General features: G+C 71.7%; 27 protein-coding genes. 14 read left to right on the top strand and 13 right to left on the bottom strand.

Going from position 1 to position 26,832, the window contains the following annotated elements; translation table 11 throughout:
- The first annotated feature begins 19 nt into the window (after positions 1-19).
- Complete coding sequence (locus ACIOC1_RS25310) at positions 20-298, top strand: DUF6479 family protein (RefSeq protein ID WP_401856438.1); 279 nt, start codon at positions 20-22, stop codon at positions 296-298.
- Between the two features lie 124 nt (positions 299-422).
- On the opposite strand, the gene tal is transcribed toward ACIOC1_RS25310, so the two are convergent.
- Both tal and ACIOC1_RS25300 read right to left on the bottom strand, forming a co-directional pair.
- Positions 423-2,045: a transaldolase gene (gene tal, locus ACIOC1_RS25305; protein ID WP_401856437.1), complete on the bottom strand. Its 1,623-nt coding sequence runs from the start codon at positions 2,043-2,045 to the stop codon at positions 423-425.
- A 371-nt stretch (positions 2,046-2,416) separates the two neighbouring features.
- Complete coding sequence (locus ACIOC1_RS25300) at positions 2,417-3,091, bottom strand: HSP18 transcriptional regulator (protein ID WP_401856436.1); 675 nt, start codon at positions 3,089-3,091, stop codon at positions 2,417-2,419.
- Between the two features lie 141 nt (positions 3,092-3,232).
- Here ACIOC1_RS25300 and ACIOC1_RS25295 point away from each other — a divergent pair, with 141 nt between their 5' ends.
- On the top strand, positions 3,233-3,664 hold the full coding sequence (locus ACIOC1_RS25295; RefSeq protein ID WP_355342611.1) for an Hsp20/alpha crystallin family protein: 432 nt from the start codon (positions 3,233-3,235) through the stop codon (positions 3,662-3,664).
- A gap of 153 nt (positions 3,665-3,817) precedes the next feature.
- Complete coding sequence (locus ACIOC1_RS25290) at positions 3,818-4,252, top strand: DUF2267 domain-containing protein (RefSeq protein WP_401856435.1); 435 nt, start codon at positions 3,818-3,820, stop codon at positions 4,250-4,252.
- On the opposite strand, the gene ACIOC1_RS25285 is transcribed toward ACIOC1_RS25290, so the two are convergent.
- Complete coding sequence (locus ACIOC1_RS25285; protein WP_391046133.1) at positions 4,207-5,451, bottom strand: SpoIIE family protein phosphatase; 1,245 nt, start codon at positions 5,449-5,451, stop codon at positions 4,207-4,209. The two genes, ACIOC1_RS25290 and ACIOC1_RS25285, sit on opposite strands and share 46 nt — an antisense overlap.
- 367 nt (positions 5,452-5,818) lie before the next feature.
- Positions 5,819-6,151, bottom strand: coding sequence for a MerR family transcriptional regulator (locus ACIOC1_RS25280; protein WP_391046130.1), 333 nt, complete (start codon positions 6,149-6,151; stop codon positions 5,819-5,821).
- 717 nt (positions 6,152-6,868) lie between these two features.
- Here ACIOC1_RS25280 and ACIOC1_RS25275 point away from each other — a divergent pair.
- Both ACIOC1_RS25275 and ACIOC1_RS25270 read left to right on the top strand, forming a co-directional pair.
- The gene (locus ACIOC1_RS25275) at positions 6,869-7,882 is read left to right on the top strand and encodes a dihydroxyacetone kinase subunit DhaK (RefSeq protein ID WP_355342599.1); all 1,014 of its coding nucleotides are present in this window, start codon (positions 6,869-6,871) and stop codon (positions 7,880-7,882) included.
- 35 nt (positions 7,883-7,917) lie between these two features.
- A complete protein-coding gene (locus tag ACIOC1_RS25270) occupies positions 7,918-8,664 on the top strand; it encodes a DAK2 domain-containing protein (protein WP_355342596.1) in 747 nt (248 codons plus the stop codon).
- Between the two features lie 130 nt (positions 8,665-8,794).
- Here ACIOC1_RS25270 and ACIOC1_RS25265 read toward each other — a convergent pair whose 3' ends face one another.
- Positions 8,795-9,487, bottom strand: coding sequence for an HAD family hydrolase (locus ACIOC1_RS25265; RefSeq protein ID WP_401856434.1), 693 nt, complete (start codon positions 9,485-9,487; stop codon positions 8,795-8,797).
- A 161-nt stretch (positions 9,488-9,648) separates the two neighbouring features.
- Positions 9,649-10,614 (bottom strand): ScbA/BarX family gamma-butyrolactone biosynthesis protein, encoded by a 966-nt coding sequence (locus ACIOC1_RS25260; RefSeq protein WP_401308730.1) that lies wholly within the window; start codon positions 10,612-10,614, stop codon positions 9,649-9,651.
- A 111-nt stretch (positions 10,615-10,725) separates the two neighbouring features.
- Between ACIOC1_RS25260 and ACIOC1_RS25255 the strand changes: the two genes are divergently transcribed.
- The gene (locus ACIOC1_RS25255) at positions 10,726-11,385 is read left to right on the top strand and encodes a ScbR family autoregulator-binding transcription factor (protein ID WP_401856433.1); all 660 of its coding nucleotides are present in this window, start codon (positions 10,726-10,728) and stop codon (positions 11,383-11,385) included.
- Positions 11,386-11,633: 248 nt separating this feature from the next.
- Positions 11,634-11,948 (top strand): hypothetical protein, encoded by a 315-nt coding sequence (locus ACIOC1_RS25250; protein WP_401308727.1) that lies wholly within the window; start codon positions 11,634-11,636, stop codon positions 11,946-11,948.
- Positions 11,949-12,008: 60 nt separating this feature from the next.
- Here the strand turns inward: ACIOC1_RS25250 and ACIOC1_RS25245 are convergent, their stop codons facing one another.
- The 6 genes from ACIOC1_RS25245 to ACIOC1_RS25220 all read right to left on the bottom strand — a co-directional run bounded on the left by ACIOC1_RS25245 (position 12,009) and on the right by ACIOC1_RS25220 (position 19,420).
- Positions 12,009-13,274: a chloride channel protein gene (locus tag ACIOC1_RS25245; RefSeq protein ID WP_401856432.1), complete on the bottom strand. Its 1,266-nt coding sequence runs from the start codon at positions 13,272-13,274 to the stop codon at positions 12,009-12,011.
- Between the two features lie 221 nt (positions 13,275-13,495).
- Positions 13,496-16,438, bottom strand: a complete 2,943-nt coding sequence (locus ACIOC1_RS25240) for a BTAD domain-containing putative transcriptional regulator (protein ID WP_401856431.1) — start codon at positions 16,436-16,438, stop codon at positions 13,496-13,498.
- Between the two features lie 93 nt (positions 16,439-16,531).
- Positions 16,532-16,894, bottom strand: coding sequence for a hypothetical protein (locus ACIOC1_RS25235; RefSeq protein WP_401856430.1), 363 nt, complete (start codon positions 16,892-16,894; stop codon positions 16,532-16,534).
- A gap of 117 nt (positions 16,895-17,011) precedes the next feature.
- Positions 17,012-17,590 carry a hypothetical protein gene (locus ACIOC1_RS25230; protein ID WP_401856429.1) on the bottom strand — a complete coding sequence of 193 codons (579 nt, stop codon included), beginning with the start codon at positions 17,588-17,590 and terminating at the stop codon, positions 17,012-17,014.
- Between the two features lie 223 nt (positions 17,591-17,813).
- A complete protein-coding gene (locus ACIOC1_RS25225) occupies positions 17,814-18,446 on the bottom strand; it encodes a response regulator transcription factor (protein WP_188280250.1) in 633 nt (210 codons plus the stop codon).
- Positions 18,447-18,472: 26 nt separating this feature from the next.
- A complete protein-coding gene (locus ACIOC1_RS25220; RefSeq protein WP_401856479.1) occupies positions 18,473-19,420 on the bottom strand; it encodes a histidine kinase in 948 nt (315 codons plus the stop codon).
- Between the two features lie 377 nt (positions 19,421-19,797).
- Between ACIOC1_RS25220 and ACIOC1_RS25215 the strand changes: the two genes are divergently transcribed.
- From ACIOC1_RS25215 to ACIOC1_RS25190, 6 genes are all read left to right on the top strand, one after another.
- Positions 19,798-20,070 (top strand): hypothetical protein, encoded by a 273-nt coding sequence (locus ACIOC1_RS25215; RefSeq protein ID WP_188280217.1) that lies wholly within the window; start codon positions 19,798-19,800, stop codon positions 20,068-20,070.
- 45 nt (positions 20,071-20,115) lie between these two features.
- Positions 20,116-20,574 carry a CBS domain-containing protein gene (locus tag ACIOC1_RS25210; RefSeq protein ID WP_355342569.1) on the top strand — a complete coding sequence of 153 codons (459 nt, stop codon included), beginning with the start codon at positions 20,116-20,118 and terminating at the stop codon, positions 20,572-20,574.
- A gap of 148 nt (positions 20,575-20,722) precedes the next feature.
- Positions 20,723-22,009, top strand: a complete 1,287-nt coding sequence (locus ACIOC1_RS25205) for an ArsB/NhaD family transporter (protein ID WP_355342566.1) — start codon at positions 20,723-20,725, stop codon at positions 22,007-22,009.
- A gap of 360 nt (positions 22,010-22,369) precedes the next feature.
- Positions 22,370-22,732, top strand: a complete 363-nt coding sequence (locus tag ACIOC1_RS25200) for a hypothetical protein (RefSeq protein ID WP_355342563.1) — start codon at positions 22,370-22,372, stop codon at positions 22,730-22,732.
- Between the two features lie 227 nt (positions 22,733-22,959).
- On the top strand, positions 22,960-24,204 hold the full coding sequence (locus tag ACIOC1_RS25195; protein ID WP_401856428.1) for an NAD(P)/FAD-dependent oxidoreductase: 1,245 nt from the start codon (positions 22,960-22,962) through the stop codon (positions 24,202-24,204).
- Positions 24,205-24,403: 199 nt separating this feature from the next.
- Positions 24,404-24,757 carry a PRC-barrel domain-containing protein gene (locus tag ACIOC1_RS25190; RefSeq protein ID WP_401856427.1) on the top strand — a complete coding sequence of 118 codons (354 nt, stop codon included), beginning with the start codon at positions 24,404-24,406 and terminating at the stop codon, positions 24,755-24,757.
- On the opposite strand, the gene ACIOC1_RS25185 is transcribed toward ACIOC1_RS25190, so the two are convergent.
- Positions 24,745-25,386, bottom strand: a complete 642-nt coding sequence (locus ACIOC1_RS25185; protein ID WP_401856426.1) for a TetR/AcrR family transcriptional regulator — start codon at positions 25,384-25,386, stop codon at positions 24,745-24,747. The two genes, ACIOC1_RS25190 and ACIOC1_RS25185, sit on opposite strands and share 13 nt — an antisense overlap.
- Before the next feature lie 141 nt (positions 25,387-25,527).
- On the opposite strand from ACIOC1_RS25185, the gene ACIOC1_RS25180 reads away from it, so the two are divergent.
- Entirely contained in the window at positions 25,528-26,679 is a 1,152-nt protein-coding gene (locus ACIOC1_RS25180) for an FAD-dependent oxidoreductase (RefSeq protein ID WP_401856425.1), read from the top strand.
- Positions 26,680-26,832 lie beyond the last annotated feature (153 nt).

Genomic DNA, 26,832 nt, shown 5'->3' with positions numbered 1-26,832 from the left:
AGAGCAGGAGACAACCCTCATGACATCCACCCACTACCTGGCAAGCTCCGGGGTTTCCGGCAGCCTGCTCATCCTCCTGGCCGCGATCGTGGTGGCCGCGGTCCTCCTGGGCGGCTTCTGGTACGGCAGCCGCCGTATGCGCTCCCGCCGGACCGCCGCCCCGGCCGTACGTCCCGATCCCGCCGGGCCGAACGGGCAGCCGGATCCCGCCGCCTCGGCCGACGCCCAGCGCGGCCGGACGTGGCAGACCATCGATGACGACCCCGAGCAAGGCGCCCCTCACCGTCAGACGCGGTGACGGGCGGCCTTCCCGGCTCGTACCCGCGCCCGCCGCCGCGGACGTCGGGACGTAGAACGCCGAACCCCGCATCCGCCTCACGGCAGGTGCGGGGTTCGGCGGTGTCGGCGATGACGGCCGGGAACTACGGGAGGACGCGGGCGGCCGCGGCCAGACGCAACTCCTCAAGCACGGCGCTCTGGTGCTCGGCGCGCTCCAGCAAGGTGTCCAGGTGCTCGGGGTACAGCCGGGTCTCGGTCTCGGCCAGAGTGCGCAGGGTGCGCCAGCAGGCCGCCTTGCCCGCAACACCCAGGCACATGGATTCCAGCTCCAGCAGGTCGCTGAGCGGGGATCGCGTGAAGAGGTGTCCGTTGGGCTTGAGGCGGCCGACCTTCTCCGCCACCCATCCGATGGCGACCTTCGAGCGGTCGGGGGACACGTCCAGATCGGTCATGATCTGGATCAGCGAGTCACGGTCCTGTTCGATCTGGCGGGCCAGCTCCGCCAGTTCCGGGCCGCCGTCGCGGTCCTTCTGGGCCTGCGCCGCCCGGCGGAAGAGCTCCAGTCCGCCGGTCGCGCCGGACAGGTGGTCGTTGAGATAGATCGCCAGCAGACCGGCTCCGCCGGAGGCGGACGCGGCGGCGGCGGTGGCGCCGCGCATCTCGTTGTCCACGGAGGCGCCCAGTTCGGTCCAGCTGTCCTCGAACTTGGTCAGCCCTTCGCGCTCCAGGGTGTCGGTGACATCCGCGAAGTCGACGCCGACCCGCGCCAGCGCCTCGAAGTGGGCGGTCGCCGCGGTGTACTCCTCGCCTGTCGGCGGGTGGGCCGGAAGGGCGCCGTGGTCGGCGAACGCTTCAAGGGTCGTGCCGGGCATGGTGTTGACGGTGCCCGCGATGACGAGTTCGCCGACGTACATCGTGTCGGGGTAATCCGGGTTCTTGACCCCGGTGGACGCCCACAGGGGGCGCTGCGGGCGGGCTCCGGCGGCGGCGAGCGCCTGCCAGCGCGGCGCGGCGGTCATCTCCTCGTAGGCCCGGTACGCCAGCCGGGCGTTGGCGACGGCGGCGGCGCCCCTGAGGTCGCGGGCCTCGGGAGTGCCGAGCGCGTCGAGCCGGGCGTCCACCTCGGTGTCCACGCGCGAGACGAAGAACGAGGCGACCGAGTCGATGGCCGCCAGATCGAGACCCGCCTCACGGGCCTGTTCGAGGCCGCTCTGGTAGGCGTCCATCACCGCGCGGTAGCGGTCGAGGGAGAAGATCAGCGTGACGTTGACGCTGATGCCCCGGGCGACGGCGGCGGTGATCGCGGCGAGGCCCTCGCGGGTGGCCGGGATCTTCACCAGGAGATTCGGCCGGTCCACGGCCTCCCACAGCTTGCGTGCCTGCTCGATCGTGGCGTCGGTGTCCCGCGCCAGCCGGGGGTCCACCTCGATCGAGACCCGCCCGTCGGTACCACCGGTGCGCTCGTGCACCGGGGCGAAGAGGTCGCAGCCGGTCCGGACGTCATCGGTGGTCAGGGCGAAGACGGCCTCGTCCACGCTCGCGCCCTCGGCGCCCAGGCGCCGCAGTTGCTCGCTGTAGCGGTCCCCCTTGGACAGCGCGGAGGCGAAGATCGTGGGGTTCGTCGTGACCCCCACCACGTGCCGGTCCGCGATCAGCCGCTTCAGCTCACCACCGGCGAGCAGCTCGCGGGACAGGTCGTCCAGCCAGACCGAGACTCCGGCCGCGGAGAGTTCGGCGAGCGGATCGGATGCGACGGGAACAGACATTGCGGGACCTCCATAGGGGCGCTGCGCCGAACGACGCGCGGTGTACGCGGTGCGCGTACCGGCCCGACGCCCGGGGACGCGGGGTTCGTACATGTACGAGGGCCAGGCAGAGCGCCGTGCGCCGGGCGTACGGAGCGCCCAGCGGATCAGCGCGTGCCGTGCCGGGGAACGGCCGGCTGGAGCCCGACGGATTCCTCGGCCTACGGCATGACTGGGCACCTCAGAAGAGACCGGCCCCCGTTATGCGGCTGCCCAGCCAGCGAATTCAAAACCTCGAACGCCGCCGGGTCCGCGCGCTGCCCGGTCGGAGCACGTCCGGCGGTCGGTCGGGCCGGAACGCGGCGGGCGAGACCACCTGACCGGAGGTGTGACTACGGGGTGTGCGGCGGTCGCCCCGCGGGGTTGCGGAGCTGGTGGGTGTGTTCGGTGACGGTGTGGACGCGGTCGGCGAGGTCGGGGTGGCCCGCTTGGAGGTGGGTGTGAGTGGCGGTGAGCGGGGTGATGAGCGCGGCGGCGTCGTCGGCGGCCAGGGCGGTGTCGAGGTGGCCGAGGGCGGTGTCGGCGGCGGTCGGCAGGTCGGTGAGCTGGGTGATCTGGCCGGCGAGTCTGCGCAGGTCGGCGGCGTTGGTGCGGGCCCAGGCGTCGACGGTTCTGTCGGCGGCGCGGCGGTTGCGGGTGGCGTTGACCCTTTCCTCGCCGGTGGAGCCGGCCGGGCCCGGGCGCAGGCGCAGGTAGCGGCGCTCGGCGGCCTGGCGGCTGGAGACGCCGAGGGGCGCGGCGAGGTCGGCCCAGCTGGCACCGGCCGCCCGCGCGGTCTCGATCAGGCCGGTTTCCCAGCCGGCGAGTTGTTCGCGGATCTCGCGCAGGAGCAGGAGCGAGGCGAGTACGTGCCGGGGGTCGGCCGCAGCGGCCGACGGCTGGTCGGGTGCCGGGCCGCGGGCGTCGCGGACGGCCGCGTCGATGGTTTCCAGTGCCGCCGCGGCGGCGGGGAAGGTGGCCGCGGCGGGCGGTGGCGACGGTGTCGGGGCGGGCTGGTCGGCTGTCATGGCGCCTCCTCCGGGCTGTCACCCAGGGGTGTCACCCTCAGGGTGACATCAATGTTTGTCATCGGATGGATGACATGCTACAACAGAGGGCAGGTGAACGACACCGGCGCCAAGCGCCCGACTTCCTGGAGGTGTTCCGCGATGCTGATGCGTACCGACCCCTTCCGTGAACTGGACCGACTCACCGAGCAGCTCCTGCGCCCCGGCACCTGGTCGAGGCCCGCCGCGATGCCGATGGACGCCTACCGCGACGGCGAGCAGTACGTGGTGTCCTTCGACATCCCCGGGGTCTCGCCGGACGCGATCGACATCGACGTCGAGCGCAACATGCTGACGGTGAAGGCCGAGCGCAGGCCCGCCCCGCACGACGAGGGCGTGCAGATGGATCTGTCCGAGCGGCCGCTGGGGGTCTTCTCCCGCCAGATCGTGCTGGCCGACTCCCTGGACACCGAGCAGATCCAGGCCGACTACGAGGCCGGGGTGCTGACGCTGCGCATCCCGATCGCCGAGCGGGCCAAGCCCCGCAAGATCTCCGTCGGCGCGGGCGACAACCGCCGGCAGATCGCCGGCTGACCCCCCCGCCGCCCGCGGTACCGCGCGGCGAAGGACGCGAACCCGTCGGCACCCTCCTTCGCCGCCGACCGACATCTCCTCCACCCCACCCGGCGGCCGGCCCCGCTCACCGGGCCCGGCCGCCGCCCGAAACGGAAGGCCACCGCCGCAGCCATGCACGCCCAGTCCGAACAGCGCCGGACCGCGTCGGCGCTCACCTACGACCAGATGCTGGAAACCGTCCGTTACGACGGCGCCTACCCCACCCGCGAACGCGCAGAGCAGGCCGTCCACGCCGTGCTCGCGGCCCTGGGAAGCCAGCTCGGCGACGACCCGCGCACCGCACTCGCCGCCCATCTGCCCCGTCAGGCCGCTGACGTCCTCACCGCCCAGGCGCCCACCGCGCAGCCCCGCACCGGCTGGAGCTTCGTCCAGGACATCGCGGCCCGCACCGGCGTCACCCCCGCCGTCGCCCGCTGGGACACCGGCGCCGTCCTGAGCACCGTCGCCGCCCTCCTGCCCGGCGACCTGCTCACCCGCACCATCAACGAACTCCCCGCCGGCTACGCCCTGCTGTTCGGCCGCGCAGAACTCGCCCGAGCCGCCTGACCCCCCGTCGCGCCGTCCGGGCCGTGCCATTCGCAGAACAGGACGGTGGCGTCGTCCTCGAGGCGTCCGTGGTGGTACTCCATGACGGTGCGCATCAGGCGGCGCAGCGTCTCGTCCACGGGAAGGTTGTCCGCGTGGTGGCGGGTGATGAAGTCGGTGAAACGCTCCACACCGAATTCCCGGCCGTCGCTGTCGCGGGCCTCGGTGATGCCGTCGGTGAACAGCAGCAGCCGGTCTCCGGGCTCCAACTGCTCGGTGCGCTGCTCGACCGGCAGGTTGAATCCGCTGCCCATCGGCCCGGCCGGAGGGCAGTACAGGGTGCTGGACCACCGGCCCCCGCGGATCAGTACCGGCAGCAGGTGGCCCCGGTTGACCCAGCTGAACTTGCCGGTGTCCAGTTCCAGGTCCGCCAGGACGCCGGTGGCGTACCGGGTGTGTCCGAACTGCCCGACCAGCGTGTCTTCGATGGCTCTGCTGGCGTCGGGAATGGTGGCGCCGGCGCGGCGGTGGCTGCGGCAGGTGGACATCGCCAGAGCGGCGGTCAGTCCGGCGGACGTGTCGTGGCCCATGGCGTCGAAGATCGCCAGGTGCAGGATGTCGTCCGCCAGCGCGTACTCGAAGGCGTCCCCGGCCACCTCGTAGGCCGGTTCCATGAAGGCGCTGACCGTGGCCCGCTGGTCGGAGAAGGTCCGTGGCGGCATCAGCGCCCATTGGAGTTCGGCGGGCACGCCCATCGGCCGGGTGCGGGTCAGCCGGGCGTGGGAGTCGCTGTTGGCCCGCTTGGAGACCAGCAGCAGTCCGGCCATCGACGCCAGCGCCAGCGCCACCTCACCGTCGGGCGTGCCCGTGTCGTCGGGGCCGGGCTCGACGTGCAGGACGCCCAGACGTTCCGTGCCGTCCCGCACCGGCATCCAGCACGCCCCGCCGGACGCCGGGGCGGTGACCTGTGTGATCTGGTAGGCGCGACCGGGCAAGGTGCCCTCGATCCGGTGCTCCTCGCCGCCCTCGCCGGCGTTCAGGCCGGTCCCGGTCACCTCGCGCAGTACCTCCTCCTGGAGATCCGCCACGAAGAGCCGGGCCCCGCCCGCGCCTGCCTGCTTGGCCGCGGTGTCCAGCAGACGCGGCAACCGCTCGAACGGCGCCGTATGGCTGGCCTCCAGCAACCCGGCCAGTGCGCGCGCCAGACCGTGCGCGGTCATGCCCACCGCTTCGGACCGGAACGCACCCTGCCGGCATCAGTCTCTTCCGCCATGACTCAATCCCCTCACAGCGCGGGACCACGAGGTCGCGCACATCGACCAGCACATGCCACCGGGGACCACAGGGCACACGCCCGAGGGAACGACACCAGCGCGACCACCCCACCCGGCCACTCCGCGGCGGCCGGGACGACGGTCCCCACAACCCTCCCACCCAGGCCCGTCCCCAACAAGCGGCTCTCGCCGGGAGCGGCGAGGACACGGCTCGGGCCTCCGCCGGGAGCACGCGGAATGCCGGGCCACGGCACGTCGGAGTCGTTCAGGCAGCGAGTCGTTCAGGTAGGGAGTCGCTGAGGTCGGGAGTCGTTCAGCCGGTGGCCCGGTCGCGGGGCTTGGAGGAACTCAGCTCCTCGTTGATGCGCTGGGCCTCCGCGAGCTGGTCCTCGAGGATGACGATGCGGCACGCCGCCTCGACGGGGGTGCCCTGGTCGACGAGCTCGCGGGCGCGTGCGGCGATGCGCAGTTGGTAGCGGGAGTAGCGGCGGTGTCCGCCCGCGGAACGCAGCGGGGTGATCAGGCGGGCTTCGCCGATCGCGCGGAGGAAGCCTTGGGTGGTACCGAGTATCTCGGCTGCTCGGCCCATGGTGTACGCGGGGTAGTCGTCGTCGTCGAGTCGGCCGAACGAGTCGTCTGCTGTCATCTCGCCTCTCTGTGGAACGCGCTTGAGGGGCCTTGGTGCCGAACGGCACCAAGGCCCCGAAGGAACTGCTACACCATCTACCGGCTTACGTACTGCGCCGGCTCTCTGTGTCCGCATCGCCACCGGGAGGGGTTTGGCGGCTGATGCGGGGATCGCGGTTGCTTGACCGGAGACCACCTCACTATCGATGTCCTGCGGTACCCGGGCCCGAAAATCCGCCCGGGCGATCCTGATGGCGCTCGGCTCCTCCGTTCTTCCCTCGGGATCAACTCTCTGAATCATCTCTTGGCACTGCGGTACTGCTCGTGGCGGCCCCTGATCACCTCGGGCCACCCGGTCCGGCGGTCAGTCCCATCGCCCGTCTGGCAACAACCCCGGCTCTGGAACTCCACCACCGCACCGTCCTGCGTCCTGCACTTCGCGTACTGCTGCCCGGCAGTTCGTGTCTGCCGGGCCTTGCTGATCTCGGCTACGAGAGAAACCATAACCACGTCACCGCCGAATGTCTACTCCGGCCGACATAGATTCTGCGCGTCCCGAGAGGGAGATAACCTCCGACGGCCACGCGGCACGCCTTATACCCGACCGCCCGCTCGTACGTCCGGTACTTCTGGGACAGCCACTCGTACGTGGGCGGAAAGTTGCCGTTTCGGGTGATACCGAACAGCATGATTACGCAGGAGACCGACCGCGTTCTCCGGAAAGGTCTGGTGCACCATGGGCCTTTACTTCGCGAACGAGATCGACGACCTCGTCGTGGACTCCCTGGCCGGTTTCGAACGGGCGCACGCCGACAGCGTCGCCTGGGACGAGGCGAACGGCTTCGTACGGGCGCTGACCCCGTCGCCCGCGCGGCGCGTGGGCCTGGTGTCCGGCGGCGGCTCGGGGCACGAGCCGCTGCACATCGGCTATGTGGGCGCGGGCATGCTGGACGCCGCCTGTCCCGGCCGCGTCTTCGCCTCGCCGCACAACCGCCAGATCTTCGCCGCCTCGCTCGCCGTGGCGCGGGAGAATGGTGTACTGCACCTGGTGAAGAACTACACCGGCGACAAGATCAACTTCGGTATCGCCGCCGAACGACTCGCTCGCGAGGGCGTCGACTGCGCGCGGGTCCTGATCGACGACGACGCGGCCTCGGACTCCGCGGAGGTCGTGAACGGCCGCCGGGGAACCGGTGCGACGGTGCTGGTCGAGAAGATCCTCGGCGCGGCGGCGGACACCGGGATGGGCCTGAAGGACCTGGCCGCCCTGGGCGTGGACGTGGTGGGCCGCTGCCGCAGCATGGCCGTGGCCTCCGCCGCCCACACCGCTCCCGCCACCGGCCTGCCCGCCTTCGACCTGCCGGCCGGCGGTCTCGAGTACGGCGTCGGCATCCATGGTGAACGGGCCCGTCGCACGCTGCGCGAACGCCCGTTGCGCGACCTGGCCGCGGACATGGTCGGCACACTGGCCGACCCCCTGGGCCTGGTCCCCGGCACGTCGGTGATCGTGCTGGTCAACGGCCTCGGCGGCATCACCAGGATGGAGCTGTACGCCGTCCTGCACGAGGTCACCAAGGTGCTCGACGGGCGCGGCGCGGCCGTCGAGCGCACGCTGGTCGGCGACTTCGTCACGGCCCTGGACATGCGCGGCTTCTCGCTGACGTTGCTGGTGGCCGACGCGGACACCCTCGCCTACTACGACGCGCCCGCCCACACCCCCGCCTGGCCCGCGACCGCACCGGTCGTATAGGAACCCCGCGACTCACGAGTTCCCCGGAGGCAGTCATGGCCGCACCGTCCCGCACCGCGTTCACCGATGCCTGGATACGCCGGTTCGCCGCCTCCGCGGAGGCCACCGAGCCCGAACTGACCGCGCTGGACCAGCAGGTCGGCGACGGTGACTTCGGCGCGAACCTCGTCGCGGGCCTCCGGGCGACGCTGCGACGTCTCGACGACCCGATCGGCCCGGAGGCGTGGAAGGCCGCCTCGAACGGCGCACCGGAGCGGGTCAGGCCCCCCGAGGCGAGCTGCGCCGGCCCGCTGGACGCCGCCGCGGCCGCTTTCCTCGATGAGGTCGGCGGCACCAGCGGGCCCCTGTTCGGCCTGCTGTTCCATGAGATGGCGGCGGCGCTCGCGGTGAGCGAGGGGGGACCCGACGCCGGAGCGCTGGCCGCCGGTGTCGGCAACGGCCTCGCGGCCATTCAGCGGGTCGGAGAGGCGACCGTTGGCGACAAGACCCTGGTCGACGCGCTCGCCCCGGCCTCCGACGCGCTGACGGCGCAGCCGCCGGGGACCGACCCGGCCACCGCCGTGGCCCACGCGGCGCGGGCCGCGTGGGAAGGCGTCGGCAACACCGCCCGGCTGACGGCCCGGCGCGGCCGCGCGAGCTACCTCGGCGACCGGGCGGCCGGCGTGCCGGATCCTGGCGCGGTGGGGATCGCGCTGCTGTTCTCCTCCGCGCGCGGAACCGTCTCCCGGCTGGGCCCGCTGCTCGCGGCGGCGGGGGACGTACCGGAGGAACAGAGTGCCTGACCGGCCACGCGGCTGACGGACGACCGGCGGACCCGGCGGGTGACCCGCGGGCGGACGGGGCAGCGGGGGAGTGGGCCGGTCCGTCCGGAGGACACGGGGCGGGAGACCCGCCGGTCCGCGGCGGGTCGGATCAGACCGGCAGCCGCTGGGCCATCCGGCGCGTCGCCCACTCGAAGATGCCCGGCTCGTCGAGCGTCGCGACCCACAGGTCGACCCGCGCCGCGATGTCCTCGCCCGGCCAGGGGCCGACGCCGACGACGCGCAGGCCGCCCCGTACGGCCGCCTCCACACCGCAGGCGGAGTCCTCGACCGCCAGTGTGTCGCCCGGCGCGGCGCCGCAGAGCCGGGCCGCGGTCAGGTAGACGTCCGGGTGGGGCTTGGGCCGGTTGTCCTCGTCGGCGACCACGACGTGGTCGAAGTGGTCCCGGAGTCCGGCGTGGTCGAGGCAGGTCTCCACGACGTCCAGGGGGCAGTTGCTGGCGACGGCGAGCGGGGCGAACTTGGCGGCCGTCTCCACCAGCTCCCGCGCGCCGCGCATGGTCTGCGGTTCGCGGGCCACCAGCGCGCGGAAGTGGTGCAGGAGGCCGGAGGTGAGCTGGACGCCGAGCTCGGGGCGGCCTGCTTCGTCGGCCATGAGCTGACCGCACTCGGTGAAGTGCAGGCCCTTCGCCCGTTCGGCGAAGCCCTCGGCGGGGGCGACCCCGACATCGTTCATGGCCAGTTCGCGGGCCTGCTGCCAATGGCGTTCGGTGTCCATGAGTGTGCCGTCGCAGTCGAAGACGATGGCCGCGGGTGTCCACGAAAGAATGGGATGAGAGTTCATCGGGGATTTCCTTTTCAGGAATGCCTGAATGTGCCGGCGATGCGACGTCGCATTCCTCGCGGCGGGGTCGGCATACCGGTGAAAGCAGACGGGCGCGGGCCCTCGGCGGACGCGGCCCCGTAAAAGGGCCGTCTGGGAGACCGCCAAGAACATATCGATCGTTACGTTATGGACGTCAACCCAACGTAGTCAAGTGAGTCCTCTGCGTAATCACCCGAGTCGCCGTATCCGAGTACGCCGAAAGCGGCGCGCTCGGCGCCGTTGTGGATGCGGAAGACGCAGGTCCGGTGGTGCGGGACGCACTCCACGCTGGCCCGCGGCGTGAACTCGGCGAACCGCGCCGCCACCAGACGGCCGCACGTCGGATGGAGTAGTACGCCGCCGCTGACCTCGGCGGCTGCCTGCCGCGCCGCCTCCAGGAGCACCATGCCGGGGACGTGGTCGGTCGGGTGGTCGAAGAAGAACGGGTGGCAGGGGTCGGCCGGGTCGATCTCGACCGTGCCGCCGCGGTGGGTGATCAGCACATCTCTGAGGTGGGCGACGGCCAGCGCGGCGGGCGCGGGGCGCCCGTCGGCCGTCGGCGGCGGCTGGCGTGCCGTGAGGCGTTCGGCGCGCAGCGCCGCGTATCCGTGAGCGCTCAGGAAGCGGGCACCCCCGTTGGCCTGCGCGAACGCTCGGCCGTCGGCGAGGTAGGTGACGTCGAGCCGCAGGCCGGTGGTGACGCCGTCCGCCCCCTGGCGGCGCCCGCCGACCGCGATCCGGCACGTCACCTCGGTGCAGCCGTGGCCCGCCCGCGGCGCGCGTCCGGGCCGCAGGTCGAATGACAGGTCGGTGATGAGCAGGTGGCTGGTGGGCGGGACCCCGTACCAGCGCAGGGGTATGTAGATGCCGAGTTGCCGCAGGGTCTCCACCAGGACCAGCGGGCTGTGCCGGTCGGTCCCGTCGAGGGGGAAGGTCGTATGCGATCGGGGCCAGGCGGCGGCGGCCTCGAACGCGTCGTCCGCCGTCGGCCGTACGTCGGTCAGGAGAACCTCGGCGACGGACGCGCGGTGCACTGTCTCGCGGGGGACCGTCCGGGACCAGGTCAGCGGACGGGCACGACCGCCGACCCCTGTCGGAGAATTCATACCATAAGGAGAACTCACGCCCTGGGGATTTGCACGCGCATTGCTTCGTGGATGTTACGCGGAGGTAGTAGATTGCCTGCTGTTGGTGACGGCGCGGCAGGCGGAGTGAACGTGCAGGAGCGGGCGGAGACGACACGGCGGTTTCTGCTGGAGGCCGCGGCGCGTCTGTTCGACGAACGTGGTTATGCGGGGACGAGTATCAGCGACATCAGCGCGCTGTCCGGTCGCACCAGCGGAGCGATCTACTTTCATTTCGCCAACAAGGAGAAACTCGCGCTGGCCGTCGTCGAGGCGCACTTCGCGACCTGGCCGGAACTGGTCGACCGCGCCCGGACGGCCGACGCGCCCGCGCTGGAGAAACTCGTCGCGCTCAGCTTCACCGTGGCGCGCGCCTTCCGCGACGATGTCGTCGTGCGCGCCGGGTCCCGGCTGTGGATGGAGCGCAAGGCGATCGACGCGAGGCTGCCGACCCCGTTCAGTCCCTGGATCGAGACGGTGACCGCGTTGCTGGAGGAGGCCGGCCGCCGTGGGGAACTGGCCGACGGCGTCGCCCCGGCGGTCGCGGCCCCCGGTGTCGTCTACGCCTTCTTCGGCCTCCACACCGTCTCCGACGCGCTGGACGGCCGCGACCAGATCGAGGAGCGGCTGCACGACCTGTGGGTGCTGCTGCTGAGGGCGCTCCAGCGGGTGCCGGAGGCGGCGGGGCTGCTGGGGCGAGTCAGGAACGGGAAGGCCGAGCCGGTGGGGGAGCGGGTCGCCGCGCCCGCGTAGCGGCGGTGGAGCCGGCGGATTCCGCTGAGCCGGGCCATGGCTCTCCGCACGGTCCCGCGTCACGCGGGGCCGGGTCCGCGCGTGCGGTGATGCGTACGTTGACCGCGGGCCGCCGCGCGGCGACGTCCCGACCGTGATCTGATGGAAAGGCGCTCTCGCCGCCGAGCGCGACCCGCGGGCGAAGAGGTCCGCCGACGGATCGGGCGTCTCACCCCCCGATCACTTTCCAGCGCCTGAACGAGGCCGCTATGAACCAGCTCCACCACTTCCACATCGAACACGCCGGACACTCGATCAGCGTGGACGTCAGCGGCGGACACCACCGAGAGGTCGAACTCCTCGTCGACGGGCGGGAGGTGGGCCACCGGGAGGACGGGAACGCCGACCGGCTCACGCTCTCCGGGGAACTGCCGGAGGACCCGCCCCGGCCCTTCGCCGTCCGCGTGGAGGGGCGACCGCACCACCGATCCCAGCCTCCGACCTGCACGCTCGTGCTCGCCGGAGACGAATTCCCCGTCCCCGACCGGACCCCTGTGCGGCGTCCTGACCACCGCGTCCGCTGAGCCGGAGCCGGAGCCGGAGCCCGAGCAGGAGCCGGAGGGGGAGCAGGACCGGCGCCGGGGTCACGCGGGTCGTCCGGAAAGAACGGGCCCCTGTGGCAGCAGTTCGGCGGCCATGAAGGAGATCACGGAGGCGAGGACGATGACCGGCACGGAGCCGGAGTGGCCGAGCATGATCGCGACCAGTACGACGCTGCTGACCGGCAGCCGCAGCGCCGATGTGGCCGCCGCCGCCATCCCGGCCGCCATCGCGGGTACCAGGCCGAGCCCCGGCAGCGGGGCGAGCAGCGCGCCCGCGGCTCCGCCCAGGAAGAGGGCCGGGAAGACCGGGCCGCCGCGCAGGCTCCCCAGGCACAGGACGTAGGCGGCCCCCTTGAAGACGAGCACCGCCACCAGCGCCCCCACCGACCAGGCATGCGGGTCCTTGGCCAACTGCGACAGCGTCGCCTGGCCCGACAGCGCCGCCTCGGACGGCGAGCGGCCGGTGCTGACCGCGAAGAGCGCGATGCACCCGCCGGCCGCCAGCGCGCAGAGCGTCGTGTGCGGCAGCAGTCGGCCGGACACGAAGACCGCCACGTACCGTCCGCCCACCACGAGTACGTGGACGGCCGCTCCGATGACCAGTCCCATCAGCAGCGACCAGACGACGTCGCCGGTGTCCAGCACGGGAGGGGCGGGCAGACCGACCGCCAGGCTCCCGGTCTTGAAGCCGGTCCACTGGCCGAACCCGCTGAAGATCACCGATCCGATGCCGCTGGCCAGCAGGGCCGGCAGCATCACGGCGAAGAGCTGCGGCCCGCCCACGCCCGCCACCTCCATCAGCAAGATGCCCGCCACCAGCGGGTTGCCGAAGATCGCGGAGATCGCCGCCGCGGAACCGGCGGCACCGAGCAGGGCGGTGCTCCGCGGTGAGGCCGGCGCGCGCGCCAGGTCACGGAAGACCAGGGCCAGCCCACCGCCGAGCGCGATCAGCGGGGCCTCGGGTCCCAGCACCGCGCCCAGCGGCAGGCTGAACAGCGCCGCGATGATCACACCGGGAATCGCTGCCCTCGTTGGCCCACCTGAGTGCAACCCGGCCGCCGGTACGTGTCCGCCGCGGCCGGGCAACCGGCCCGCCACCAGCGGGACGACCAGTCCCGCCAGCGCGAACGCCGGAAAGGGCCACCACCAGGGTGCGTGCGGCCACCCCAGATCCTTGGGCCAGTCCGTCCAGACCAACTGCTCCAACTCGTGCAGCGCCGCGAGGAACCAGAAGGCCAGCGCGGACACCGGAATGCCGATCAGGGCGCAGAAGAGCAGCGCCCGCCGGTAGCCGGGGTCGCGCAACATCGTCCGCAGCCGCTCGGCCTCGGGCGGCTGGGTTCCGGGGGAGGCCCCCGCGGTGGCGGCCTTCGACTCGGCGATAGGTCATCTCCATCGGTCGGCGCGCAGGCGGAACTGCACCCGGGGCAGCGCGAGACTACCCACCCCGACCCCGCCGCCCCCGGTGGCCCACGCCCCGTGACCTGGAATTCCCCTGGGTGGCGGTACGGACGGACCGCGCGGCGTCGTCATGGTGACGACGGGGGCGCCGGGGCTTTCGTCCGGTGCGCGTCACCGATGGTCTGCCACAGCCGCAGTGCGCGTTCGTGGTGGCGGTGTGCCAGGTCGTGGGCTCCGGCGGCGGCGTCCAGGTCGCCGAGCAGTTGCCAGCACGCGGCTTCGTCGTGGCGGTCGCCGTGTCGTTGGAAGATTCCGGCCGCGCGTTCCAGCGCCGGGCCGGCCCGGTCCCGGTCGTGCCGGCCGGCGTGCACGCGGCCGACTTCCAGCAGTGTGTACGCGGCGCACCGCTCGTCGGCCAGTTCCTCGAAGGCGGCCAGCGCCTGCCCCAGGCAGCGCAGCGCCTCGTCCGGATCGCCGCGCCGGTCGTGCAGCCGGCTGAACCGCCGCAGCACGACCGCCACCCGATGCCCGTCGTCGAGCGCCCTGGCCTGGCGCAACGCCTCGCCGAACCAGGACTCCGCCTCGTCGAGTTCGTCCTGCATGAGCCGCATCACGCCCATCGAACACGACAGTTGGGCTTCGAGGTGGCGGTCGCCCTCACCGACCGCGATGGACAGGGCCCGCTCGATACGGGCGGCGGCTTCGTCGTAACGGCCCTGCACCCGGCTGATCGTGCTCAGCATGGCCATCGCCAACGCCTGGCCGCGCTTGTCCTCGCCGTTCTGGCACAGGGCGGCGGAGGACTCCAGGGCGCGGGTCGCCTCGTCGAACTCGTCGCGGTAGATGTTCAGTTGGCCAAGGCCGCGCAGCAGCACCGACGCACCGCGCGTATTGCCCGCGGCCTCGGCCGCTTTCCACGCGAGCAGGTGCCCGTGCTCCCAGTCCTGGTAGAGGCACCGGTGGTCGTAGTAGGTCGCGGGACCTGCCGCCAACTCCCAGGCCAATTCGTCCAGTCCCCAGTCCACGGCCAGCCGGACCGCGCCGAGCAGGGTGTCGCGTTCGGCGTCGAACCAGGCGACCGGGTCGGCCATCAGCCGGTCCACGACCGCGTCCGGCAGCGAACGGCGCGGCGCGGAACCGGGTTCGGCGACCAGCAGCCCTGCGGGCAGCCGATCGGTGGCGCGCCCGGCCAGATCGAGCCAGGTGGCCAGTACGCGGACCATCGCGTCCCGCCTGTCCGCCTCCGGCAGCTGTGCGGCGAGCTCCACGGCACAGGTCCTGATCAGGTCGTGCAGCCGGTAGCGCGGCTGGCCGATGGCGTCGGTGGCGGTGAGACGGACCAGGCTGGCGTCGACGAGGGTGTCCAGCACGTCGTCGGCGTCGCGGCGGTCCAGCAGCGGGCCGACCACCCAGCCGGGCAGGGTGGACGCGCCGAGCAGCCCCAGCAGGCTCAGCGCGCGTACCGCGTCGGGCGGGAGCAGCCGCACGCTCAGTTCGACGTTGGCTCGCACGCTGAGGTCCCCGATCCTCAGCTCGGCCAGCCGACGGGACTCGTCCTCGATCCGTTCCCGCAGCACCCGCAGCGACCAGGCCGGGCGGCCGGTGAGCTTGGCGCCGGCGATCCGGATCGCCAGCGGCAGGTTGTCGCAGCAGGCGAGGATCGCGTCGGCCTCCGCCGGTTCCCGCTCGACCCGCCGCCGCCCGACGATGCCGGTGAACAACTCCCGCGCCTCCGCCAGCCTCAGCACGTCCAGGTCGATGTGCCGGGCGCCGGGAAGCTGCGTCAGCAGCATGCGACTGGTGATGAGCACCGCGCAGCCGTCGGAGCCCGGCAGCAGGGGCAGCACCTGACTGGCGTGACCGGCGTCGTCCAGTACCACCAGCATCCGGCGGTCCGCCAGTAACGACCGGTAGAGCGCGGCCCGTTCGGGCAGGCCGGTCGGGATCGCGCTGCCGCCGACCCCGAAGGCGCGCAGTGCCTCGGCCAGCATCAGCGCCGGGTCCCGTGGCGCGTCCGACGTTCCGGCGAGGTCGAGGTAGAGCTGGCCGTCGGGAAAGGAGGCGCTGGCCAGCCGCGCGGCGTGCGTCACCAGGGAGGATTTGCCGACACCGGGACCGCCCACGACGACGGCCACCGGGGCCCGGTCGGGCGCCGACACGTCCAACTGCCGTGCGACCTGCGCCAGCGCGTCGGCTCGGCCCACGAAGTCGTGCACGCCGAGGGGCAGTTGGCGTACCGGCAGCGCCATGGTCGGTTCGGCGGCGGCGCCGGGCCCGTCCGGTCCGGTGGCCGCGGGGCCGCTCGCCGGGGCGGGGGCCGGGGCGGGCGCCGCCAGGGACGGATCGGCGGCCAGAATGCGCTGGTGCAGGGCTTGGAGCGGCGGGGTGGGATCGACGCCGAGTTCGTCCGCGAGCGTCCGGCGCAGCCGCTCGTACACCTGTAACGCCTCGCCCTGCCGCCTGCACCGGTACAGGGCGACCATCAAATGCTCGGCGACCTGCTCGTCGAAGGGGAACTCCCCTAGCAGGGCGGTCAGTTCCTCGATGACCTCACGATGGCGCCCCAGGCCGACCTCGATGCTCAGGCAGAGCTTGTGCGTGGCCGCGCGCTTCTCGTTCAGCCGTGCCGCGTCCAGCTCCAGGACCCGGCTCGCCATGCCGACCAGGGCGTCACCGCGCCAGCAGGCCAGCGCGCGCCGCAGCGCGACGGCGGTCTCCAACGGTGAGGTGTGCCGCTCGGCGAGCTGCCGCTGGTGGTCGAATTCCAGCAGGTCCAACTGCTCCCGTTCCAGGTGGATCTGGTAGCCGCCGCGCCGGGTGCTGATCAGGGAACGCGACGCCCCGCACGCGGCGAGGTTGCGGCGCAGTCCGGACATGGCGTCCTGGACCTGGCGGACCGCGGTGGCGGGGACCTTCCCGTCCCACATCACGGCAACGAGCTGTTCCATGGTGACGAGGTTGTTCGCGCCGACCAGAAGCGCGGCAAGCATCTTCGCCTGCCGCGCTCCGTCGAGTCGGACTTCGCACCCCGCGACCTGGACGTGCAACGGCCCCAGCACGCCGAATCTCATGCCCCCGGCACTCCACGATCAGTGCCGGACCCCCGTCTGACCCGGCATCAGAACCGATCTTAGCGCCGCCCCGTGGCCCGCAGGGGTGCAGGTTCAGCCATACGCCGCGAGGAAGCACGCGGACGTCAGAACGTCATAGTTCCTGTCATTGACGTCCTTTATCGTGGCGGCCAATGCGGGCACACAGGCGACAAAGGCGTTCTCCGCGTTGACGAAGGCGGCGACAGCGGTCGTGTTGCAGATGATGATCCGCGTCGTGGTGGCCGCGTAACCCCACTGCGTGGGCGTGCTGATGCAGGAGTTCGGGTTGGCGTCGGGCTTCACCTGCGCCGCGGGCGCGCCGGCAGGGGCCGTGGCGGCGGAGGCGGCAGGCGCCATCGCCAGACCACAGCCCGCGAGAGCGACCGCGGACAGCGCGGCGGCGGCGAGGCGGCGGCCGGAGAGCGGTTTTCTCATCTGTTACCCCGTTTCGTGGGAAAAGGTGCTGATGGTACGGACGGTGTCCGTCACCAGACGGACGACGACCTTGGACAGGGGACTTCCTTCGACGGCGGCTTCCGTCGACAGGCGGACTCAGGTGGCCACGTCGAAGACGAGCCACGCCTGGTATCCCGAGTCCTGGGACGTTCCATTGCACGGATAGCCGCGCAGGCCGTACTGGAGGGAGAGATCGGCGCACATGTTGGCGTGGTCTTCCTGGTACCGCCCGTTCTGGAGCACGACCTGGGTGATGCCGTGAGCCTGGCGGGTGACGAGCCGCAACTCCTGCCATCCCCCGGTGTAGCTGGTGTTGTAGCAGGGGAAACCGCGCAATCCGTATTCCTGGGAGTAGTCGAGGCAGTTGCCGCTGCCCACGTTCTCCAGGTTCGCCCAGCCGTTGGCGTTGATGACGACCTGCCACCGGTACGACGTGTCGTAGAGATCGCACGGAGCGTTGCGGACCCAGTCGACCGGATGCCCGTGATAGGTGGTCAACTCGCGGGAGTCCTGCATGCAGGTGTTGCCCGCGTCCGGCGACAACGATTCGAGCCGGTAGATGTGGCCGGTCTGCCACGACCAGGCGGGCGCGGCGTCGGCGGATCCCGTGGTGGCCAGGATCAGTCCCGCGGCCATCGCCACCGCGGCGGCGATACGAGGCAGGGGTTTTCTCATGTGGGCTCCTGTCAGCCGGGTGACGGGACTCCCCGCCCACCGGCGCGGCGGGCTCACAAGCCAGGGAAACGGGTCCTTCCGACGTCCTTGACTCGTCCTAGCGCGAGGTCGTGGGGGCCATCGGGAAGCGCCGCTGATGTCGCCGCGTGCGTCGCGCCGGACCCGGACCCGGACCCGGCGCCGGACCCCTGCCCGGTGCCGGACCCAGCCGCGGCCCCGGGCCTCAGGGTTCGACGAGGCCGGCCCGGATCGCGTACCGGGTGAGGTCGATCCGGTCGCGCATGCCGAGCTTCTGGAGGATGTTCGCCCGGTGCCGGTCGACGGTCTTCACGCTGATCACCAGCGTCTCGGCGATCTCCTTCGCCGAATTCCCCTCGGCGATCAGCTTGGTGACCTCCTCCTCCCGCGGCGTGAGGATGCTCTCCGGCAGCTTCTCGCCCTGCCTGGCCCGATGCAGGTAGTCCCGGATCAGCGCGGTGATCGCGCCGGGATAGAGGAACGGCTCGCCGCGCATCGCCGACCTGACCGCCTCCAGCAGGTCCCGGTCGGCGACCGACTTGAGCACGTATCCGGACGCGCCGGCCCGGAGCGCCTCGAAGAAGTACTGCTCGTTGTCGTGCATCGAAAGCATCAGGATGCGTACGCCGGGGGCTCGCCGGGAGATCTCACGGGCCGCTTGCAGGCCGGTCATCCGCGGCATCGCGATGTCCAGAATCGCCAGGTCGATCTCGGACCCGCGGATCATCTCCACCGCTTCCGCCCCGTCGGCGGCCTCGGCGACCACCGTCATGTCGGGCTCGGCGTCGAGAATCAGTCGCAGGCCCCGCCGGACCAGTGCGTGGTCGTCCGCCAGCATGATCCGGGTCTTGGTCGTGGACACGCTTACCCCCGCTTCCTCTCCGCCGCCGACGGAATCGGGCCGTCGGCGGGAACGGTCAGCCGGACCTCGGTGCCGGTGCCGGGCACGGCGGTGATGGACAGCCGCGCGTCGATCAGCAGCGCCCGTTCCCGCATTCCCCGGATGCCGGCGCCCTCCCGGCTCACCTCGCCGAGGCCGTCGTCGGCGACCCGCAGCACGACCGTGTCCGCCTCGGGCCGCAACGACAGCTCGACCCGGCCGGCCCCGGCGTGCCGGGCCACGTTGGTCAGGCTCTCCTGGGCGATCCGGTAGATCACCAGTTCCTTCTCCGTGCTCAGCGCGGGCAGGTCCGGCTTCGCCCGCCGGACCACCGGCACCCCGCTGACCTGCGAGAACTCCGTCGCCAGCGCGTTCATCGCGCTGAGCAGCCCGAGATCCTCCAGCACGTCCGGGCGGAGCCTGCGGGCCACCCGTCCCACCTCGTCGAGGCTGGACCGCACCGTCTCCTGCACGGCGTGCAGGTCGTCGCGCAGGTCGTCCGGGGCCCGGTCCACGGCCCGCTTGAGGCCGAGCAAGACCACCGTGAGACTCTGCCCGATCTCGTCGTGCAGTTCCCGCGCGATCCGCTGCCGCTCCGCCTCCTGGGCGGCGAGCGCGTCCGCGCTGCTGGCGCTGCGTTCGGCCCCCAGCCGGTCCAGCATCGCGTTGAAGGTCGCGATCAGGTCCGCCAGGTCACCGTTGCCGGAGTCCGCCAGCCGGTCCCCGCCGCGCAGCAGGTCCACCCGGCGCATCAGCGCGGTCAGCGCTTCGAGCGGGGCCAGGCTGGCCCGCAACAGCAGGGCGTTCACCGTCAGGATGAGCGCCAGTCCGACGATCAGCACCGGGATCTCGGCCAGCCGTACCCGTGAGGAGACGGTGGCCGGTGAGAGCGCGAGCACGAGCGTACCGATCGTGAAGACCAGGCCGTTCAGCACGACCAGGCGGCGGAACAACGCCTGGGCAGGTGCCCTGCGGCCGGGCTCGTCCCATCGCCCGTCCTTGCCTCGGCGGTCGGGCTCGTCCCGGCGTCCGTCCTTGCCTCGGCGGTCGGCTTCTTCTCGGTGCCCGGGCTCCTCTCGGCGGCCGGGCTCGGGGATGGCTGCCCGGTCAGCGGAATTGGTCACCGTGCCAGCCTCGCTCGGGAGCGGCCCGTTTGTCCATCGGGTCGCTCACCCATCCACAACCCCGTTCACCTGCATGTTCCGCGCGGGCAGAGATGGGTGTCGGACCCCATGGCCGGGCCGGCCGAATTCCCGAAACGTAGAGGGGGACCAGCCTCCCTTGCTCGAATGACCCGAAGGAGCCCTCAGTGGAGATCACCCGCACCAGTGTTTTCGGCGTCGGCGTCGTCAACCACTTCTCGACCCGTGAAGGGCAGCGCTTCGGCGTACTTGTGCATCAGTCCGGCCGCCGATCGCTGCTCTGCTACGGCGCGGGCGATCCGGACGTACCGGTCAACCAGATCGAACTGGACCTCGACGAGGCCGACCAGGTCGCCGAGGTGCTGCACAGCGTCTCGGTCGCCGACCGGCTGGCGAGCCTGGAACGGCGGCTCGCCGAGCTCCAGGGCGGGTTCGCGTGATCAGGACGTATCCGAAGGTTGGTCCAGGCCAGGGGAGTTGGTGGAATGCAGGCACAGCAGATCGCCGTGACCGTACCGACGGTGACCGTTCGGGACTCCGTGGCCCACGCGGTCCGGTTGATGGCGCTACGCCGGTTGCCCGGCATGATCGTGGTGGACGACCGGGGCCGACCGCGTACGGTGCTGCCGGGCACGCAGGTGCTGCGGATGGCGGTGCCCGACAGCTACCGGGCGGACCGGGCGTTGGCCCGGGCCATCGACGAGGCGCACGCGGATCACTACTGGGACGAACTCGGCGACCTGACCGTGGGCGACTGCCTGCACCAGGGGCTGGCCCGGGTGGTCACGGTCGGCCTGGACGGGACGCTGCTGGAAGTGGCCGCCCTGATGGCCGGGCAGCGCAGCCCGCTGGTGGCGGTGGTCGACCACGCCGGTGTGCTGGTCGGGGCGATCACGCTGGAGCGGGTGATCGCCGAATTCGCGGTGGCCCACCCGGACGTCTGATCGCGCCCGGACGTCTCATGGGGCCGGGACGGCTGATCGCGCCCGGACGTCTGCTCCCGCCGGGACGGCTGAGTCCGGCTGGACGTCTCATGGCGCCGGGACGGCTGATCCCGTCGTGCGGCGGCGCGAGCCGGTCGGGGGGTGACCGGTGAGCGCCGTCGTCGCGCTGGCCATCTTCTCGGTGGCGTTCTTCTTCATCGCCACCGAGAAGGTCGACAAGGTCAAAGTCGTACTGGTCGCGGCCGCCGTGATGCTGGTGTTCGGGCTCGCGCCCGGAGCCGAGGTGTGGTTCTCCCAGCACGCCGGGGTCGACTGGGAGGTCATCCTCCTGCTGCTCGGGATGATGATCATCGTCGGGGTGCTGAAGCAGACCGGCCTCTTCGACTACCTCGCCATCTGGTCCGCGAAGCGGTCGGGCGGCCGGCCGTACCGGCTGATGGTCATGCTGATGCTGATCACCGCTGTCGCGTCGCCGTTCCTGGACAACGTCACCACGATCATGCTGGTCGCCCCGGTGACGGTGGTGGTCTGCAACCGGCTGCACATCCCCGCGCAGCCGTACCTGATCGCGGAGATCCTGGCCTCCAACATCGGCGGCGCCGCGACCCTGATCGGCGATCCGCCGAACATCATCATCGGCAGCCGCGCCGGGCTGACCTTCACGGACTTCCTGGTGCACATGGCCCCGATCGTCGTCGTGATCTTCGCGGTCTTCGTGCTCTTCACCCGGGTGCTGTTCCGCAAGTCGTTCCGGTACAACCCGGAGCACGTCAACGCGGTCCTGGCGTTGCAGGAGCGGCGGGCGATCACGGACGTACGGCTGCTGGTGCGCTGCCTGGCCGTACTCGCGCTGGTGGTGGTCGCCTTCTCGCTGCACTCCGTGCTGCACCTCGACCCGTCGGTGGTGGCGCTGGTCGGCGCCGGGCTGATGCTGCTGGTCTCCCGGATGGACGTCACCGAGGTGCTCAACGAGGTCGAGTGGCCCACCCTGGTCTTCTTCATGGGCCTGTTCGTGATGGTCGCCGGTCTGGGGCACACCGGGGTGATCAGCACGTTCGGCGATTGGGTGGTCGGCCAGGTGGACGGCAACTTCTTCGGCGCCGCGACCGCCCTGCTGTTCGGTTCGGCGATCCTGGGGGCCTTCTTCGACAACATCCCGTACGTCGCCTCCATGGCGCCGGTGGTCGAAGGGCTGGTGGCCGAGGCGCCCGACGAGCGCACCGGTCAGGCGATCTGGTGGGCCTTCGCCCTCGGCGCGGACTTCGGCGGCAACGGCACGGCGGTGGCGGCCAGCGCCAACGTGGTGGCGATCGGCATCGCCGCCCGCAGCGGCCACCGCATCTCGTTCTGGCAGTTCACCCGTTACGGCATCATCGTGACGACCATGAGCTGCGTGATCGCCTGGCTCTACATCTGGCTCCGCTACTTCCTCTGAGCGGGCCGCATTCCCTCTGGGCGAGCCCACCGACCGGGCAGGACATCCCGTCCTGCCCGGTCGGCGCGCTGCCGCGCGGCCGACCGACCGCGGCCTCACCTCGCCCCGGCGTCTCGCGTCCCGGCGTCTCGCGTCCCGGTGTCCCCGGCAGCCCCTCCCGCCATCCTCCGACGCCCCTGACGCATCACTGAACTCACTTCTTTTCAGGCTGAGTTACGGAAATTTCTTTCACTTGCCCGGCTTATTGCGCGACTGTGTCGCCGAACCTACGATCGGTGGCGCGCGGAGACCCCGCCCCGTCCCACGGATGCTGCTTCCGGCTCGTTCCGCTCCCCCCGCCCACCGAAGGGACAACGACCTGTGAGAAAGCTCCGTCTGACCGCCGCCGCGTGTACCGCGGCCCTGGCCGCCCTGCTGGTACCGGGCGCCGCCACCGCGTCCGCGAGCACCACGGACTGGCCCAGCGGCTGCCAGTACTACACCGACTTCGACTTCATCTACGGCCAGCTCTCGATCTACAACAGCAAGGTCTGCAACGGCGTCAGCCAGCCCGCCTACGCCGTGATCGAGAAGGTCAGCAGTACGGGCACGATCACCGCGGTGGCGTACGGCGTCGGCATCGTCCGCTACACCTGCCAGGGCACCGCCGTGAACACCTTCCGCTTCGACGGTGACCTCAGCCATCAGGTGACCCTGACCCCGGGGGCGCTTCCCTGCGGCTGACCACCGCGCACCCGTCCGCCGCCTCCCCCTCCGGCCGACGGTGAAGACGGGTCCTGTCACGGCGGTGGCAGGACCCGTCCACCGGCGGGCGCCCGCGCGGAGCAGGTGATCCCATGGGCTCACAGGCCGTGGCAGACGTGCGGGGCCGCCGACGGCCTGCCATGATCCGCAGGAAGAGGCAGCGCGTCGCCGAATCCGCGTTGGCCGTCGCGCGGCGGGAGGCTCGAATGACACGCGGAGCGAGTGAGGGCGCCGTCGACGTGGTGGTCGTCGGCGCGGGTGTGGCGGGGCTGGCCTGCGCGCAGGACCTGGTGGCCGCGGGGCTGCGCGTGCGAGTGCTGGAAGCGTCGGACGCGGCGGGCGGCAGGATGCGTACCGACGTACGCGACGGGTTCCGCTTCGACCGCGGCTTCCAGGTGGTCAACACCTCCTACCCGCAGTTGCGCCGTCGCCTGCGGCTGAGCGAGCTGCGTCTGCGGCCGTTCACGCCGGGCCTTCTGGTGCACACCCCTCAGGGGAAGCTCCGCCTGGGCGACCCGACGCGTCACCCGCGGATGGCGGCCGACCTGCGGCCCGGGCGGTTGGCCACGCTGCGTGATCTCGCCGGACTCGCCATGATGAGCGGCCGCGACCTGCTGGCGCCGCCCCGCGTCCTCAAACGCCAGACGGACCGCACGACCCGCACCGCGCTCGCGCAGGCGGGCATCGGCGACGAACTGGTCGAAACCCTGTTCCGCCCGTTCCTGTCGGGAGTCTTCCTGGAGGACGAGCTGGAGACCTCCAGCCGGTTCTTCCACCTGGTGTGGCGCTCCATGCTGCGCGGCACGCTGTGCCTGCCCGCTCGGGGAGTCGCCGCGGTGCCCGAGCTGATGGCGGCCGCGCTGCCGGACGGCACCGTCGCCTTCGACGTCCCCGTGGAACGGCTCACCGACGACGGGGCGCTGACGGCCCGCGGTGACGAACTGGCCGCGCCCGCGGTGGTCGTCGCCGCCGGCCCGGCCGCCGCGGCCTCACTCGTACCCGGCCTGCGCGTACCGGCGACGCGATCGGTCACCACGTACTACCACGCGGCTCCTGAACGACCGCGGGCCGAACCGACGCTCATCGTGGACACCGCACGGCGCGTGCTCAACACCGTCGTGCTCAGCGAGGTCAGTCCCACCTACGCGCCGCCCGGCCGGGCCCTGGTCTCCACCTCCGTGCTCGGAGTCGACGAGACCGAGGGCGGCGAGGCGGAGGTGCGCCGGGTACTGGCCGAGCTCTACGAGACCGACACCACGACGTGGGAGCCGGTGGCCGCCTACCGCGTCGCCGAAGCGCTGCCCGCCATGCCGCCGCCGTGGCCGCTCAGCCGTACCACGCGGGTCTCGCCCGGCCGCTACGTCTGCGGCGATCACCGGGCCACCGGCTCGGTCCAGGGGGCGATGGCCTCCGGCGCCCGCGCGGCTCGCGAGCTGCTCGCCGATCGCTGAGGCCGTTCGATAGGTGAGGCCGTTCGATCTCTGAGGTCGGTCGGGCGTTGAGGTCGTTCGGGCGGGCGAGTCGGGGCCTGAGGTGTGGGCGCGGGGCGGGCGGGCACGCGACCGTCTGAGTACGCGTCACCGGCGAGCAGATGCCGCGACGGCATTCTCGTCACTCGGGGCGCGACGTTTCCGATGGAGGAGCCGCGACATGAGGGACAACATCTGGGGCTATCAGCACACCACCGGCCATACGGCGGGGACCGACCTGATCGGTTACCAGGTCGAGGCGACGGACGGTCACATCGGCAAGGTCGACAAGCACTCCGACGACTTCGACTCGGCGTATCTGGTCGTCGATACCGGCGTGTGGATCTTCGGCAAGCACGTACTGCTCCCCGCGGGCACCGTACGGTCGATCGACACGGCGGACCAGAAGATCTTCGTCGATCTCACGAAGGACCAGATCAAGAACTCCCCGGAGTTCGTCGTGGACGAGCACACCGGTGATACCCACTACCGCGAGCTGGTGGCTCGCTACTACGAGAACCACTACAACATCTGACCCGCCGTCGGGGCGGCGGGGCCGGGCGGGGCGACCGCGGCCGTCCATCCCCGGTCGAGCAGGAGCATCGCCTGGTCGATCGCGGCGACGGGATCGGGACGGGAACCGGCGAAGGCGAGGGTTTCCAGGGTGAAGCGGGCGTAGGCGGCGCAGAGCAGGTCGTCGTGGGGGCGGCCGGTCTGCTCTGCGAGGGCGACGGCCAGGGCGTTCTCGTGGCGCAGGGCCATCGCGCGGGAGTACTCGCGCAGGGCCGGGGTCTGCCGGACGAGCTCCTGGAGGTCGGCGAAGCGCGGGTCACGCGTGTGGGGCGAGGTGGCGAAACCCGTGAAGTGCGCGCGCAGGGCCTCGGGGATCGTCCGGTCCGCGGGACGGTCGGTCACCGCGGCGACCAGGCGGGCCTCGTTCCCGGCGTCCTCGTCGAAGACCAGGGCCTCCTTGCCGCCGGGGAAGTAGTTGAACACCGTCGACACCGACACATCGGCGGACTCGGCGATCTCGCGGACGCTCACCTGGTCGTATCCGCGCTCCAGGAACAGCCGCAGCGCGGCGTCGGCGATCGCCTGCCGGGTGGCGGCCTTCTTGCGTTCGCGCCTTCCGGCGGGGGCGGTCCGGCCGATGGTGTCGTCCATGCGCCGACCGTACCCCGAAAGTTGTCGTCGCACCATTATTGGAGTCGTTGTATGTTTGGAGGCGTTCGAATAATGTGACGGCGCCGGACATGCCTGCGGCATCGGGCCGCGGCCGTCCGGCGTCGGCGAGAGGAACCACCCATGAACCCCACGAACCCCGTAGCACCGGCCCAGGCCAGGATCAGCGTCATCGGCGCGGGACCCGGCGGCCTGACCTGCGCCCGCATCCTCCAGCGGCGCGGCCTCGCGGTCACCGTCTACGACCGCGAGGCCGGTCCCGACGTCCGTGACCAGGGCGGCTCCCTGGACCTGCACGCCGACAACGGCCAGATCGCCCTGCGCGAGGCCGGTCTGCTGGAGGAGTTCTTCGCGCTGTCCCGGCCCGAGGGCCAGGAGATGCGGCTGCTGGACCCGGACGGCACGATCACCGTCCGGCACGTCCCGGAAGCCGACGAGCTGTTCAAGCCGGAGATCGACCGCGGGGTGCTGCGCGACCTTCTCCTTCGGTCGGTCGAACCGGGAACGATCCGCTGGGGAAAGGGACTTGAGTCCGTCGGCGGTCCCGCCGAGGGTCCGCGGCTGCTGCACTTCACCGACGGCACCACCGTGGAGACCGACCTGGTCATCGGCGCCGACGGCGCCTCGTCACGCGTACGCCCGGCCGTCTCGCCCGCCGTCCCCGCGTACACGGGGGTGAGCTTCCTGGAGGCGTGGTTCGACGACGTCGACAACAGCCACCCCGAGATCGCCGAACTGGTCGGCCAGGGCATGGCCCACGCGGGCGACGGCGAACGCGCGCTGGTGGCCCAGCGCAACGGCGGCGACCACATCCGCGTCTACATCGTCCAGCAGGTCCCGGCCGACTGGATCAGCCGCGGCGGCCTGGCCGCCGACGACACCGACGCCGTCCGCGCCCTGCTCCAGGAGTGGTTCGCCCACTGGTCGGCGCCCATGCGACGGCTCATCACCGACAACGACGGCCCCTACGTCCAGCGGCCGATCTTCGCCCTGCCGGTCCCGCACACCTGGGAGCCGCACCCCACCGTGACACTCCTGGGCGACGCCGCCCACCTCATGCCCCCGCTGGGTGTCGGCGTCAACCTCGCCATGCTCGACGCCGGTGAACTCGCCGTCGCCCTGGCCACCGAGGCCACCGTCGCCGACGCCGTCCGCGCCTACGAGAGCACCATGCTCCCCCGCTCCACCGAGACCGCCGAACTCCTCGACGGCGCCGTCGCGGACCTCCTCACCCCCGACCTCCCCGACTTCGCCGACGCCCCCGCAAGGCCCTGATCCCGCAGGGACCTCTCTCGGCACTGAGCCGCGAGGGCGGATTGCGTCATACGAACCCCGGCGCTCCGTCGGCGGCGGGACGGAGCGGCGCGGGCCCCGGTCAGCAGGTCGTGAAGGCGACGCGGGCGTTGTCGTAGGAGCAGACGTGGAGAA

The sequence above is a fragment of the Streptomyces sp. NPDC088197 genome, assembly GCF_044741185.1.
Lineage (GTDB): Bacteria > Actinomycetota > Actinomycetes > Streptomycetales > Streptomycetaceae > Actinacidiphila.
The sequence above is the reverse complement of the archived record's forward strand: the minus strand, read 5'-3'. Positions and strand labels throughout refer to the sequence as shown.

Bases quoted from the DNA above. Each gene is read 5' to 3' on its own strand.
- ACIOC1_RS25285 (WP_391046133.1), bottom strand. From the start codon at position 5,451: ATGACCGCGCACGGTCTGGCGCGCGCACTGGCCGGGTTGCTGGAGGCC.
- ACIOC1_RS25280 (WP_391046130.1), bottom strand. From the start codon at position 6,151: ATGACAGCAGACGACTCGTTCGGCCGACTCGACGACGACGACTACCCC.
- ACIOC1_RS25225 (WP_188280250.1), bottom strand. From the start codon at position 18,446: ATGCTGGCGGACGACCACGCACTGGTCCGGCGGGGCCTGCGACTGATT.
- ACIOC1_RS25260 (WP_401308730.1), bottom strand. From the start codon at position 10,614: ATGAATTCTCCGACAGGGGTCGGCGGTCGTGCCCGTCCGCTGACCTGG.
- ACIOC1_RS25230 (WP_401856429.1), bottom strand. From the start codon at position 17,590: ATGAGAAAACCCCTGCCTCGTATCGCCGCCGCGGTGGCGATGGCCGCG.
- ACIOC1_RS25195 (WP_401856428.1), top strand. From the start codon at position 22,960: ATGACACGCGGAGCGAGTGAGGGCGCCGTCGACGTGGTGGTCGTCGGC.
- ACIOC1_RS25190 (WP_401856427.1), top strand. From the start codon at position 24,404: ATGAGGGACAACATCTGGGGCTATCAGCACACCACCGGCCATACGGCG.
- ACIOC1_RS25180 (WP_401856425.1), top strand. From the start codon at position 25,528: ATGAACCCCACGAACCCCGTAGCACCGGCCCAGGCCAGGATCAGCGTC.
- ACIOC1_RS25295 (WP_355342611.1), top strand. From the start codon at position 3,233: ATGCTGATGCGTACCGACCCCTTCCGTGAACTGGACCGACTCACCGAG.
- ACIOC1_RS25240 (WP_401856431.1), bottom strand. From the start codon at position 16,438: ATGAGATTCGGCGTGCTGGGGCCGTTGCACGTCCAGGTCGCGGGGTGC.
- ACIOC1_RS25300 (WP_401856436.1), bottom strand. From the start codon at position 3,091: ATGACAGCCGACCAGCCCGCCCCGACACCGTCGCCACCGCCCGCCGCG.
- ACIOC1_RS25275 (WP_355342599.1), top strand. From the start codon at position 6,869: ATGGGCCTTTACTTCGCGAACGAGATCGACGACCTCGTCGTGGACTCC.
- ACIOC1_RS25310 (WP_401856438.1), top strand. From the start codon at position 20: ATGACATCCACCCACTACCTGGCAAGCTCCGGGGTTTCCGGCAGCCTG.
- ACIOC1_RS25235 (WP_401856430.1), bottom strand. From the start codon at position 16,894: ATGAGAAAACCGCTCTCCGGCCGCCGCCTCGCCGCCGCCGCGCTGTCC.
- ACIOC1_RS25245 (WP_401856432.1), bottom strand. From the start codon at position 13,274: ATGTTGCGCGACCCCGGCTACCGGCGGGCGCTGCTCTTCTGCGCCCTG.
- ACIOC1_RS25185 (WP_401856426.1), bottom strand. From the start codon at position 25,386: ATGGACGACACCATCGGCCGGACCGCCCCCGCCGGAAGGCGCGAACGC.
- tal (WP_401856437.1), bottom strand. From the start codon at position 2,045: ATGTCTGTTCCCGTCGCATCCGATCCGCTCGCCGAACTCTCCGCGGCC.
- ACIOC1_RS25265 (WP_401856434.1), bottom strand. From the start codon at position 9,487: ATGAACTCTCATCCCATTCTTTCGTGGACACCCGCGGCCATCGTCTTC.
- ACIOC1_RS25290 (WP_401856435.1), top strand. From the start codon at position 3,818: ATGCACGCCCAGTCCGAACAGCGCCGGACCGCGTCGGCGCTCACCTAC.
- ACIOC1_RS25270 (WP_355342596.1), top strand. From the start codon at position 7,918: ATGGCCGCACCGTCCCGCACCGCGTTCACCGATGCCTGGATACGCCGG.
- ACIOC1_RS25210 (WP_355342569.1), top strand. From the start codon at position 20,116: ATGCAGGCACAGCAGATCGCCGTGACCGTACCGACGGTGACCGTTCGG.
- ACIOC1_RS25250 (WP_401308727.1), top strand. From the start codon at position 11,634: ATGAACCAGCTCCACCACTTCCACATCGAACACGCCGGACACTCGATC.